Raw genomic sequence first — 11,959 nt, forward strand, 5'->3', positions numbered from 1 at the left:
GCAAAGTCGGTGGGGCTGCCCGGGTTTGCGCGGCGGGCTGTTGCAGGCGTTTTGGGCATTCAATCTGCTGCATGCGCCGGTGTTATATGTCTTATTTGCTATCAATAGTGAAGCGTTTGGTCTGCGGGGTCGTCCGGCTTCCGGAGCGCGCCCTCCATCATCCCGTTGTGGGTTGCGCCGTCTGCAGGACTGCGCCGCGTTCTGCGTACCGGCGCCTGTCTTTACTGCAGAACACCACGCCCGTAGGATGGCGTAGCCTGCGGCGCTGGCCCGCAGCCGGGGACCCATCCATGCGCTTGTATCCGTCGTATCGGTCGCTCTGTGCCCTGCTGGGCGGACCGGCCATGGCCCTGTGCGCTGCAGGGGTCGCCGCCCAGGCCCCTGCCAACGGCCCGCCGCGCACCAACGCCTTCAACGACCCTTTCGTTCAGGTGACCCATGCCATCGCCCAGTGCCCCGTGCCCGAGGGCCCGCTGTACACCGAGGCCGAGGTGCGCGAGCTGGCACATGTGCGCTCCCAACATGGCGGCAGCTGCCACCGCGTAGGGCGCTGTCGCCTGCCCAACTCCTACCTGTACGACGCCGAGATCATCCCGCGCGTGCAGCGCTACATCCAGCAGGACGGCCGCTTTGACGACACCAGCGTGTGGGTGCTGGGCGAGCGGCGGCTGGTGACGCTCAAGGGCTGCGTGCAGTCGCAAGCGCAGTCTGATGCGCTGGAGAAGGCTGTGTGGCTGGTAGACGATGTAATGGGGGTGATCAACCTGCTGCAGGTGGGGACGAGACGCAGCAACTTGCGCTATCCGGTCTTACCGCCGTAGAGGCGGGAGATTCTGTCTGGGCCGGTGGCGCGCCCGCATTTGTGAAGCAGAGTGAATGGCGACCAGGCGGGGCGCTGCAGGCCGCCAGGGGCCCTTCAGACAAACAATGTGGACAGCATGTGCACGGGCACAGGCAGGCCTGGCGTGGAGTCTGTTGCTTCGAAGAAGTCCGCGCCTTGCTGGGCCGGACGGATGGATGAAAAAATGGGCGGGAACTGAGGCCGGGTGATGTGGTGCTTGGTTTTGCATTCTTCACAGTCATGCAGCTGGGGGACGAACTGGCGGTTCTTGCGCGAACCCACCGGGCCCAGCGTGTCCCAGACAACCCGCGAGGCTTCTGCCGACACCGGTTTGCAGTGGTTGCGCCAGTCCACATTGCCCAGCACGGCCACGTAGAAGCCGAGCAGGTTCGACACTAGATCTTCTTCGCTGAAGCCGCTGTCCGTGAAGGCCGACAGCGAGGCCTGCACGTCTTCGAAACCCAGGGACACTTCCTTGAAGATCGCCAGCGCCACCGAGCGCTGGGTGGCCAGCGGCAGGCCCTTGCGGATGAAGTAGAACTTCGTGAAGTCGCGCGAGAGGCCGAACTTGCGCATCCCCTGGCGGTACATCACCAGATGGTGGTCCGGCTTGCCAGTGACCTGCAGGCCGCGCTCCAGCGAGACGTCCTTCCACAGATAGGCGGCGCTCGCATGGCGGTTGGCCGGCTTCTCGACCGACACCAGGTGGCCAATATCGATCCAGCCGCAATTGCACGTGTAGATCAGGCGATTGGGAATGTCCGAGCGAGATGACATGGATGTTCAACGGGGAAGTGGAGGAAAGGAAGTGCCCGGCACGAAGGGCGGCGTCTTGGTCGAATCAATCGAAGTGGGTGATTTCGAAGCGGATCAACGGGGTCCCCCCGTCGCTGTCCTCATAAGTGGTCAGCAGGACCAGGTCGTGCTTGGCAGAGGTGTATTGCGCCTCCCGCAGTCCCGGGGAGACGGCGTGCTTGTTGCCGGCCACTGTCGGGTCGTTGCCGCCGGTGCTGACGGAGTGCAGGGCCAGGTTTTGCAGTTGCCGGGTCATTGCGTCCCAGACCGCATCGGCGGTTGCAGGCGGCACCTTGAAGCTCAGTTGCGATTGGGCCGGCTTGTTCCCATCGCCGACCGAGCCGAAGTACTCGCGGCCCTGCGCCCCGTCGGGCACCTGCACATCGCGGACCAGCGACGAGATGCCCAGGTAGTACACGGGCGAGCCGGGCCGTGTCACGTAGTCCTCCACGGCAAAGAGATAGCCCAGCGTGGCCATTGCCGCCAGCACAAGGGCAGTGGCCGCGACGGCGGCCCATCGAAAGACAGTGCGAATGGAGAGCCCTGGCATGGTGGGATCGAGGTCGAGCAGAGGAGGACCGGCGATTCTGGCCGTGAAACCCCAAAGCATGGGTGTAAGAGATGTAATGGACCGTAGGCAGCGCCGGGCAGTGGCATGTCATGTGCATGCACCGCGAGGCCCTCGGCTCGCCCACGGTGCCGAACCCCAGGGATTTCCATATCCGCAGAAAAGGGGAGCTATTGCACATTGCGTGCTGACAACACATTGGAGATTTGTATGCGCCTGCGTTTCGATCGTTCCTCGCCGCTATCCGCCCCCGCGCTGGCGGCCGTGATGGCATGCATGGTGCCCGCTATCGCGGGCGCAAAGCCTTTCAAGTGGTCCGGTTCCAGCGACATCCAGACCATGGACATCCATTCGCAGAACAGCGCGCTGGGCAACGGCATCCATGCGGCGGTGTACGAGTCGCTGGTCATGTTCAACAGCCGCACGCTCAGGGTGGAGCCGCTGCTGGCCACGTCGTGGCAGCAGGTCAGCCCCACGCAGATGCGCTTCAAGCTGCGCCAGGGCGTGAAGTTCAGTGATGGCTCTGCCATGACGGCGGACGACGTCGTGTATTCGCTGCAGCGTGCGATGAGCAAGACCTCCACCTACGCCATCTACACCCAGGGCATGGACCGCATTGCCAAGGTGGATGGCGAGACCATCGACATCTTTCTGAAGAACCCCAACCCGGTGCTGCTCAACCAGCTGACCGAGCTGCGCGTGATGAGCAAGGCCTGGGCCGAGAAGAACAACGCGGTGGAGCCCAAGGACATCAAGGCCAAGGACGAGACCTATTCGCACCGCAATGCCATGGGCACCGGCCCGTTCGTGCTCAAGGAATGGGTGCCCGACCAGAAGATCGTGTTCGCTGCCAATCCGGGCTGGTGGAACGCAGGCAAGGTGGAGGGCAACGTGACCGAGATCACCTACCTGCCCATCAAGTCCGAGGCCACGCGCATAGCCGCGTTGCTGTCCGGCGAGGTGGACATGGTGCGTGACACCAGTATCCAGGACCTGGCGCGGATCAAGGCCAACCCCAATCTCAAGGTCATGGAGATGGTGGAGAACCGCACCGTGTACCTGGCCATGGACCAGTTCCGCGACGAACTGGCAGGCGGCAACATCAAGGGCAAGAATCCCCTGAAAGACCTGCGTGTGCGCAAGGCGCTGTACCAGGCCATCGACGGCGCAACACTGCAGCGCGTGACCATGCGCGGCATGTCCAAACCCACGGGCGCGATGGTGTCGCCCCTGGTCAACGGCTGGACCGATGCGGTGGACAAACGTTTGCCCTACGACCCCAATGCCGCCAAAGAGCTGCTGACGCAAGCTGGCTACAGCGATGGCTTTGAGGTGGACTTTGCCTGCAGCAACAACGCCATCGTGCAGGACGAGCAACTGTGCCAGGCGATCACCGCCATGTGGTCGCGCATCGGCATCAAGGCCAAGCTGCGCACCATGCCCGCCGTGAGCTACTACCCCATGGCCCAGCGGCACGAGGCCAGCATCGCGCTGCTGAGCTGGGGCGTGCCGACGTTTGATGCGCTGTACACGCTGCAATCGCTCACCCGCACCAAAACCACCGGGGGCGATGGCAACTACAACCTGGGCCGCTACAGCAACGAGCGCATGGACTACATCGTGGACCGCGTGAAGACCGAGACCGACCTGCCCGTGCGCAACCGGCTGCTCACCGAAGGCCTGCAACTGCAGAACGACACCGTGGCCCATATTCCGCTGCACAACCAGATGCTGGCCTGGGCCATGAAGAAAAACGTGGAACTGGTGCAGCGGCCGGACAACCGCATCGACTGGCGGTTGATCAAGGTGAATTGAGCCCTCTGGCGCCACAGTCTTTGAGGCTGGCGCTGCCCATGCCAGTGCACCCGCGGAACCGGCTTTGCCGGGCCCCCCCACGGGCGAAGGCGCCGAAGGCGACTCAGGGCGGCACTCAGTGCTCGGGCTGCAGCATGATGATCGCCATGCCCGCCAGCGCGACCAGAACGCCCGCCACATCCCAAGGCGTGGGGCGGATGCCATCCACCGCCCACAGCCATACCAGTGCCACCCCGATGTAGACCCCGCCGTAGGCCGCATACACGCGGCCTGCGCCTGTGGTGTCGTGCAGCGTCAAGAGCCATGCGAACAGCGCCAGGCTCGCGGCCGCAGGCAACAGGAGCCACGCGGGCTTGCCTTGTTTGAGCCACAACCAGGGCAGGTAGCAGCCCACGATTTCAGCGAGGGCCGTGGCGATGAAAAGCAGCAGGGTATTCAGCATGGTGCGGGGCCTTGTGCGGCACTGGGGTTCGGGGCGGCCGAATGGGTGGACAGCCACTGGCGCAGCGCCAGCTCGCCCTTGGGGGTGAAGTGCACCACGCGCGAGTCCTGAGCGCGGTGGGCCCATCCCCCATCGAAGAGGCGCTGCAGCAGCGCCGCGCCCAGGGCGCCGCCCAGGTGGTGGCGGCGCTCGCTCCAGTCCAGGCAGGGGCGGCACACCATGCGCCGCTGCAGCGCCAGCGTGGACGTGTCGATACCCACGTGCGCAAACCACTGCGCGCCAGCGCGTGTGATGGCCGCCCCTTGGGGTGTGGCCTGCAGCATGCCCTGGCGCACCAGTTCTTCATAAAACTGCACGCCCACCTCGCCCGCCAAGTGGTCGTAGCACATGCGCGCGCGGCGCAGCGCAGGCTCCCGGGGGCTGGCGCGCAGCCGCACGGCACCGGCGCGAAACGCCACGTTCATCAGTGACTCCAGCAAGTGCGCCACATCGCGGTCCGCCAGCCGGAAGTAGCGGTGCCTGCCCTGGCTCTCCACGGCGATCAGGCCCGAATCCAGCAGCTTGGCGAGGTGGGCGCTGATGGTCTGCTTGGTCACGCCTGCAATGTCGGCCAGCTCGGTGGCCGTGAGCGCGCGGTCTGCCATCAGGGCGGTGAGGACTTCGGCGCGTGCGCTGTCGCCGATGAGCGCGGCAATGCGCGCGATGTGGGGGCCGTCTTTCATGGTTCGATCTTGGGCGAACCATCGAGGGCCGTCAACCGCCTATCGTGAAGCCCTTGTCCACCAACCTTTCCATAGATTCATGATCACCTGCTTTATCCGCTACGAAATCGACCCCTTCCAGCGCGAGGCGTTTGCCGAATACGCGCGCCGCTGGGGCCAGATCATTCCACGCTGCGGTGGCCATCTGCTGGGCTACTTTCTGCCGCATGAAGGCAGCAACTACGAGGCCTGGGGCCTGATCGGCTTTGACTCCCTGGCCGCCTACGAGGCCTACCGCGCCCGCCTGCGCGCCGACCCCGAAGGCCGCGCCAACTTTGCGCTGGCGCAGGAAAAGCGCTTCATCCTGCGCGAGGAGCGCACGTTCACTCAGGGGGTGGAAGGCACATTGGGCTTGCCCGCGCACCCGCAGGAGCGTTCTGCATGATGGCCGTGATCTTTGAAGTTCAACCAGCGCCCGGCCAGCAGGACGCTTACCTTCAAGCGGCTGCAGCGCTGCGTCCGCTGCTGGAGCAAGTGGATGGTTTCATTTCCATTGAGCGCTTTCAGAGCCTGACTGAGCCAGGCCGTTTGCTATCGCTGTCCTTTTGGCGCGACGAGGAGGCCGTGACCCGTTGGCGGCAGATGGACGCCCACCGCCATACCCAGCGGCTGGGCCGCGCCAGCATCTTCGATGACTACCGTTTGCGTGTGGCGACGGTGGTACGAGACTACGGCATGCGCGACCGAGAAGAGGCGCCGCGGGATTCGCGCACCATGCTGGAAACGGCATGTCGTAAATTGTTGCAGTAGGCCGAAAGTAGGTGCGTTGCCTTGTGATCGTCACGCGCCCAGTGCAAAGATGGAGTTGTCTTGGTGTGGGATGGCTTCTTGCATGCCGTTGGCGTTCAACTCGATTGGCATGGGTGTATGGCGTACTCAGAGAACACGCTCGTACTGGAGCCAGATGCTCTATTTGATGGGCTAAGAGACTATGGATGTGCAGATCAAGTATCCAGGTGCGAGTCGATCTCTTTGGCAATGCGTCCCAGAGCCAGCCATACCGTACTGTCGCGTTGGTAAGGCATGGCGCCAGCCACCGGGATACCCGTTTGCGCCAGCCCAGAAAGAATGTTTTTTCTTTCGTCCTTGGGAAGAATGGCGACGTGTTGATAGGGCTGATAAGAGGTCTTTGAAAGCACCAGCGTTGTATCGCTCTCGGTGATCTGAGCGGGCATTTCTGATGGCGAGGCAAAGCGCTGGCCGAGGACCGAAAAGACGGGGTCCACGCTGTTCTCCAGCTCCGCAAACCCCACCAGCACCAGCAGGGCCGAGCCTCCCTGGGGCAGGTCCAAGGAGAAAACCGTTCCCACAGGGGCTGTGGTCCGGATCTTCTTTGGTTTTGGTGGTGAAACCTGGATCGGCTTTTCAGGCGGTTGGGGCGTGTGGAGGCGGGTCTCCAGTGCCTGAAGGGTTTTGCGGCGCGACGCGACGTCGTCAGGTGCATCCCGCTCCCACACATCGACATCCCCACCCGACTGCAGCAGCGAAAGGGCTTTGTCTTTCAGTGCCTGATCCAGTCGCCCATAGCGCCACGCGGTGTCGGCCAGGGCGAGGTATACAAGGCAGGCGATTTCCGTGTTTGCGAGCAGGTCGCCGTAGCGGGCCAGGATCTTCTGGCAAGCCTCCTCGGCAGAGAGTCCGTGCGTCAGGTTCTGGACATAGTCGTCGCGAACATCACAGCTTGTGTCGTTGGAAAAGAGACCTGCTCCCCAAGCACCCACGTTGACCTCTCTTGTTGTTCATTGATGGGTACGGAGATGCACCCGGTGGCGCCTCCGCCATCTTTTTGAGGCTCGATCGACCATGGGTCTCCGCTGTCCAGGCGGACAGCGCCATGCCCTCACATCGCAAAAATTTTGCCGGGGTTCAGGATGTTCTTCGGGTCCAGCGCGCGTTTGATGGCGCGCATCATGTCCACCGCGCCCGTGCCGGTCTCGTCCAGCAAAAAACCCATCTTGTGGATGCCCACGCCATGCTCGCCGGTGCAGGTGCCGCCCATGCTGAGAGCCCGGGCCACCAGGGTGTGGTTCATGGCCTCGGCCTTGGTGCGTTCTTCGGCGCTGTTGGGGTCGATGAGGTAGCCGAAGTGGAAGTTGCCGTCGCCCACGTGGCCGACGAGGAAGTAGGGGATGCCGCTGGCTTCGACTTCGTCCACCGATTCGAGCAGGCAGTCGGCCAGGCGGCTGATGGGCACGCAGGTGTCGGTGCTGATGGCGCGGCAGCCGGGGCGGCTTTGCACGGCCGCGAAGTAGGCGTTGTGCCGGGCGGTCCACAGGCGCGTGCGCTCTTCGGGCGTGCTGGCCCATTCAAAAGCCTGGCCACCGAATTCGCTGGCAATGTCTTGCACCATCTCGGCCTGTTCCTTCACGCTGGCGGGTGAGCCGTGGAACTCCATCAGCAGCATGGGTTCCTCGCGCAGGGTCAGCTTGCTGTGTGCGTTCACCATGCGCACCGTGTGGTGGTCGATGAGTTCCACGCGCGCAATCGGCACGCCGATCTGGATGATCTGGATGGTGGTGCGCACGGCCGCTTCGATGCTGGGGAAGGAGCAGATGGCTGCGCTCACCGCTTCGGGCAGCGGGTACAGGCGCACGGTGATCTCGGTCATGATGCCCAGCGTGCCTTCGCTGCCCACCATCAGGCGCGTGAGGTCGTAGCCCGCGCTGCTCTTCTTGGCGCGGGTGCCGGTGTGGATGACTTCGCCGCTGGCGGTCACCACCTCCAGCGCCAGCACGTTTTCACGCATGGTGCCGTAGCGCACGGCGTTGGTGCCGCTGGCGCGCGTGGCGCTCATGCCGCCGATGCTGGCATCAGCGCCAGGGTCGATGGGGAAGAAAAGGCCGGTGTCCTTGATCGCTTCGTTGAGCTGCTTGCGCGTGATGCCGGGTTGCACCGTGACGGTGAGGTCTTCGGCGTTGATGCTGAGCACCTGGTTCATGCGACTCACGTCGATGCTGATGCCGCCTTGCACGGCCAGCAGGTGGCCTTCGAGCGAAGAGCCTGCGCCGTAGGGAATCACTGGCACTTCGTACTGGCTGGCCAGCTTGACCGCGTCGGCCACATCCTGCGTGCTTTCGGCAAACACCACGGCGCTGGGTGGTGGGGCCTGCAGCGAACCTTCGTCGCGCCCATGCTGCTCGCGCACAGCCTGGGCCAGCGAGCACTGCGCGCCAAAGCGGGCCTGCAGCGCATCGATGAGGGCTTGCGGAACGTCGCGCAGTTGGATTTCGGGCAGCAGGTGGGCGGCAGCGGTGGGGGCGTTCATGGTGTGTGTCTCCGGTGGGTGCGGTCAGTGAGAAGCATTCTAGGTTCGGCCCCGTGGCTGGTCCCTGGGTGATCCACCTTGGGCCCGGGTGGGCATGCGGGTATTCACGGGCTTGCTGGTCAGCGGGGGTGTAAATACATTACGTTCGAAATGTATATTGTGAAAGTGCCATGAACCACCGTGTTTCCCCCAAGGCCGGGACGCGCCGCACCCATGCCGAGCGCAGCGCCGCCACCCGCCAGCACCTGATCGCCACGGCCATCGACGTGATCCAGCACCGCAGCCTGGAGGAGATGTCCATCCACGAGCTGGCCAAGTCGGCGGGCATGACCTCGGGCGCGGTGCAGCACCACTTCGAGTCGAAGGCGGTGCTGATGATGAATGTGCTGAGCGAGCTGATCGAGTCCACCGTGCGCTCGGGCGAACTCTGGCCCAGCGCGGCACTGCCCGCGCGCGAGCGGGCGGCGAAGTTTGTGCAGGCGGTGTGGCGCCTGGTCTACGCGCAGCCGCGTTTCATCGTGGCCTGGAACATCTACCTGGGCTGCCGCAACCAGCCCGAGGTGCTGGGCCACATTGCCGAACTGCGCCAGAGTGTGCAGACGCGCATGCACGAAGGCTTCTTCACGGCTTTCCCCGAGCTGGCAGCAGAACCCGACCGCGATGGACTGCTGGGCCTGGTGCTGTCGTCGCTGCGCGGGCTGGGGCTGCTGCAGCTGTTTGCGCCTGCACCGCCCACCGTGCCCGATACCGTCCAGCAGGCACAGCTGGCTTGCCTGGCCGACTGGATTGCCACCCGGTGCGAAGCGGCTGTGCCATCAACGGCCGCCGCTGTGTCCACCAAGGCACGCACACGCCGTCGCTGACCCCTTTTGTCTGCCTGCTTGTCGTGCGGCATCTCCCGCCTGCACGCCACGCATCGCGGACATCCATCGAAGAAAACACTACCAGGAGACACACCCATGACCTCAGCTTTTACGCGCGTTCCAAGCATGGTCGCGCTCGCCGCACTCGCCTGCCTGGCCGGTGGCGCCCAGGCGCAGCAGCCTGCTGCCTACCCGGCCAAACCCATCCAGCTCATCGCCCAGCAGCCGCCCGGCAGTGGCTCGGACGCCATGACGCGGGTGTGGGCCGACTGCGCCGCGCGCGAACTGGGTCAGCCCGTCGTGGTGCAGAACAAGCCCGGGGCCAACGGCATCCTGGCCGTCAACTACCTCAAGGCCCAGCCTGCAGATGGCTATAACCTGCTGAGCATCGGCATGTCGCAGATGACCATCACGCCCTACGTCTACAAGCAGCAGCCCTACGATCCGCTGCGCGACTTTGATGGCGTGGCCGTGCTGGGCACGTCGCCGCTGGTGCTGGCCGTGCCCGCAGGGCAGGGCATTGCCAGCCTGGCGGATCTGCAAAAGCTGGCGCGGTCCACGCCGGGCGGGGTCAACTTCGGGTCGCCGGGCAAGGGCAGCCCAGCGCACCTGCTGACCTCGGCGTTGATAGAAAAGCTGGGTGTGCCCGGCACCCATGTGCCTTTTGTGGGTGAGGGCGCGGGCCTCACCGCGCTCATGGGCCAGCAGATCCACGCGATGACGCTGGTGATTGGCACGGCAGCAGCACAGGTCAAGGCGGGCAAGCTGGTGCCGCTGGCGCTGTTTGGTGCGCAGCGCTCGCCGTTGCTGCCCGATGTGCCGACCATCGCCGAAGCCTTGCCCGCTGCCAGCGACCTGGCGCGGCCCGCGTGGATTGCCGTGGTGGCCAAGGCCGGCACGCCCCCCGAGTTGCTGAACCGGCTCAATGCGGTCACTGAGAAGTGTCGGGGTGGCGATCCGCAGTACAAGGCTCGCCTTGAAGCCATGAACGTCACGCTCACTGCCACCGCACCTGCCGATGCGCGCACCTGGGCGGCGCGTGATGCGGCCGTGTGGCGCCCGCTGATCGACAAGCTGGGCCTGGCCACGGAATGACGGCGGGCACTGCAGAGCCTCAGGTCACGCTGGCCCACGGTGGGCAACTGCGCGGCCTGTGGGAGGAGGGCGTGCGTGTGTTCCGTGGCATGCCGTACGCGCAAGCGCCACGCGGCGCGCTGCGGTTTGCGGCGCCGTTGCCTGTTTCGCCGTGGTCCGGCGTGCGCGATGCCACCGCGTTTGCGCCCATGGCACCGCAGCTGGCCCGCAGCGCGCGTGCCGATGCGCCCATGCTGGGGGGCGAAGACTGCCTGGCGATCAATGTGTGGGCGCCAACCGCCGAGCCAGGAGCCCACCTGCCCATCATGGTCTGGGTGCATGGCGGAGGCTTCTTTCGCGGCGCGGCCAGCGAGCCGCTGTATGACGGGGCAGCGCTGGCGCGGCGCGGCGTGGTGGTGGTGTCGGTGCAGTACCGTTTGGGCATTGACGGGTTTTTGCACTTCGAAGGCGAGGAGCACGCTGCGCCCGCCAATCGCGGCCTGCTGGACCTGCTGATGGCACTGCAGTGGGTGCGCGACCATATCCACGCCTGGGGCGGAGATGCAGCGCGCACCACGGTGTTCGGCCAGTCGGCCGGTGCCGGGGCCTTGGCCTGTCTGATGGGCATGCCCGCTTCGCGTGGGTTGTTCCAGCGCGCCATTCTGCAAAGCCCCAGCGTCGCCTGCCAGACCTTGCAGGAGGCCGCTGCGGCGCGCCATGCCGTGGCCGTGCTGGCGGGTGTGAAGTCCACCTTGGTTGCACTGGGCGCGGCGCAGCAGGCTGCTGTGCTGCACGCCGTGCACCGGCTGGCCTCCGAGCCCGCCCTGCGGCAACAGCACGGGCTGGGCGGACGCAACTTCTTTCCCTTGCGGCCCGTGGTGGATGGCCAGGTGCTCACCGCACCGCCGTTGGAGGCGCTTGCGCAGCAGTGGGCGGCCCAGCCGCCGGCCCTGCAGGTGCTGGTGGGCAGCAACGCGCAGGAGATGCGCCTGTACCACTTGCCTGGCGGTGCCATCGACCGGGTGACGGAGGCGCAGGTCCATGCCTTTGCGCAAGATGTGGGCTTGAGCACTAGTAGCGCCGAGGCCCTGCGCCACATGCTCCCGCTCGCCCAGCAAACGCCCGGGGAATGGCTGTGTGCGCTGCAGTCCGACTACTACTACCGCATGCCCGCGCAGCGCATTGCCGCGCTGGCCCACCGCTGGGCCCGCAGCGCCCATGGTTATGAATTCACCTGGCCCTCGCCGCAGTGGCGTGGGCGCTTGGGCGCAGCGCATGGGGTGGAGCTGCCGTTTGTGTTCGGCAATCTCCACACGCCCACAGGGCAGGAACTCACGGGGCCGACGCCGCCCGCTGCGCTGGCCGAGGCACTGCAGCAGCGCTGGGTGGCGTTTGCGCGGGATGGCAACCCTGGATGGGTGCCGTATGCCGGTGCACAGCCGCCGTTTCAGCACTTGGGTGAGACTCTGTTTTGTGCACCCCACCCGCAGCCTGAGCGGTTTGCGCTCTGGGAGGGAGTGCTGTAGCGATCCGCT

General features: G+C 65.2%; 13 protein-coding genes. 7 read left to right on the top strand and 6 right to left on the bottom strand.

Annotated features, from left to right (window positions below; translation table 11 throughout):
• The first annotated feature begins 344 nt into the window (after positions 1-344).
• Positions 345-821, top strand: a complete 477-nt coding sequence (locus tag C8C95_RS10115; RefSeq protein WP_243415771.1) for a BON domain-containing protein — start codon at positions 345-347, stop codon at positions 819-821.
• A 95-nt stretch (positions 822-916) separates the two neighbouring features.
• Here C8C95_RS10115 and C8C95_RS10120 read toward each other — a convergent pair whose 3' ends face one another.
• Positions 917-1,618, bottom strand: a complete 702-nt coding sequence (locus C8C95_RS10120) for a hypothetical protein (RefSeq protein WP_116748502.1) — start codon at positions 1,616-1,618, stop codon at positions 917-919.
• Positions 1,619-1,682: 64 nt separating this feature from the next.
• The gene (locus C8C95_RS10125) at positions 1,683-2,246 is read right to left on the bottom strand and encodes a hypothetical protein (RefSeq protein ID WP_133246222.1); all 564 of its coding nucleotides are present in this window, start codon (positions 2,244-2,246) and stop codon (positions 1,683-1,685) included.
• A gap of 225 nt (positions 2,247-2,471) precedes the next feature.
• On the opposite strand from C8C95_RS10125, the gene C8C95_RS10130 reads away from it, so the two are divergent.
• The gene (locus C8C95_RS10130) at positions 2,472-4,019 is read left to right on the top strand and encodes an ABC transporter substrate-binding protein (RefSeq protein ID WP_116750228.1); all 1,548 of its coding nucleotides are present in this window, start codon (positions 2,472-2,474) and stop codon (positions 4,017-4,019) included.
• Positions 4,020-4,134: 115 nt separating this feature from the next.
• Here the strand turns inward: C8C95_RS10130 and C8C95_RS10135 are convergent, their stop codons facing one another.
• Together C8C95_RS10135 and C8C95_RS10140 are read right to left on the bottom strand one after the other, a co-directional pair.
• Positions 4,135-4,461 (bottom strand): YnfA family protein, encoded by a 327-nt coding sequence (locus C8C95_RS10135; protein ID WP_207780593.1) that lies wholly within the window; start codon positions 4,459-4,461, stop codon positions 4,135-4,137.
• Positions 4,455-5,183, bottom strand: coding sequence for a winged helix-turn-helix domain-containing protein (locus C8C95_RS10140; RefSeq protein WP_116748504.1), 729 nt, complete (start codon positions 5,181-5,183; stop codon positions 4,455-4,457). The genes C8C95_RS10135 and C8C95_RS10140 overlap by 7 nt, the downstream gene beginning before the upstream one ends.
• A 79-nt stretch (positions 5,184-5,262) precedes the next feature.
• On the opposite strand from C8C95_RS10140, the gene C8C95_RS10145 reads away from it, so the two are divergent.
• Together C8C95_RS10145 and C8C95_RS10150 are read left to right on the top strand one after the other, a co-directional pair.
• Positions 5,263-5,607: an NIPSNAP family protein gene (locus C8C95_RS10145; RefSeq protein WP_116748505.1), complete on the top strand. Its 345-nt coding sequence runs from the start codon at positions 5,263-5,265 to the stop codon at positions 5,605-5,607.
• Positions 5,604-5,972 (top strand): antibiotic biosynthesis monooxygenase, encoded by a 369-nt coding sequence (locus tag C8C95_RS10150; RefSeq protein ID WP_116748506.1) that lies wholly within the window; start codon positions 5,604-5,606, stop codon positions 5,970-5,972. The genes C8C95_RS10145 and C8C95_RS10150 overlap by 4 nt, the downstream gene beginning before the upstream one ends.
• Positions 5,973-6,166: 194 nt before the next feature.
• Here C8C95_RS10150 and C8C95_RS10155 read toward each other — a convergent pair whose 3' ends face one another.
• Positions 6,167-6,943 (bottom strand): hypothetical protein, encoded by a 777-nt coding sequence (locus C8C95_RS10155; protein WP_116748507.1) that lies wholly within the window; start codon positions 6,941-6,943, stop codon positions 6,167-6,169.
• A 119-nt stretch (positions 6,944-7,062) separates the two neighbouring features.
• On the bottom strand, positions 7,063-8,487 hold the full coding sequence (locus C8C95_RS10160; protein WP_116748508.1) for an FAD-linked oxidase C-terminal domain-containing protein: 1,425 nt from the start codon (positions 8,485-8,487) through the stop codon (positions 7,063-7,065).
• A gap of 170 nt (positions 8,488-8,657) precedes the next feature.
• On the opposite strand from C8C95_RS10160, the gene C8C95_RS10165 reads away from it, so the two are divergent.
• The 3 genes from C8C95_RS10165 (at position 8,658) to C8C95_RS10175 (ending at position 11,950) form a co-directional block, all read left to right on the top strand.
• Positions 8,658-9,350 carry a TetR family transcriptional regulator gene (locus C8C95_RS10165; protein ID WP_116748509.1) on the top strand — a complete coding sequence of 231 codons (693 nt, stop codon included), beginning with the start codon at positions 8,658-8,660 and terminating at the stop codon, positions 9,348-9,350.
• Between the two features lie 96 nt (positions 9,351-9,446).
• Positions 9,447-10,445, top strand: coding sequence for a tripartite tricarboxylate transporter substrate binding protein (locus C8C95_RS10170; RefSeq protein ID WP_116748510.1), 999 nt, complete (start codon positions 9,447-9,449; stop codon positions 10,443-10,445).
• Positions 10,442-11,950 carry a carboxylesterase family protein gene (locus C8C95_RS10175; protein WP_116748511.1) on the top strand — a complete coding sequence of 503 codons (1,509 nt, stop codon included), beginning with the start codon at positions 10,442-10,444 and terminating at the stop codon, positions 11,948-11,950. The genes C8C95_RS10170 and C8C95_RS10175 overlap by 4 nt, the downstream gene beginning before the upstream one ends.
• Positions 11,951-11,959: the final 9 nt, after the last annotated feature.

The sequence above is a fragment of the Acidovorax sp. 99 genome (genome assembly GCF_003096455.1).
Taxonomy (GTDB): Bacteria; Pseudomonadota; Gammaproteobacteria; order Burkholderiales; family Burkholderiaceae_C; genus Acidovorax; species Acidovorax delafieldii.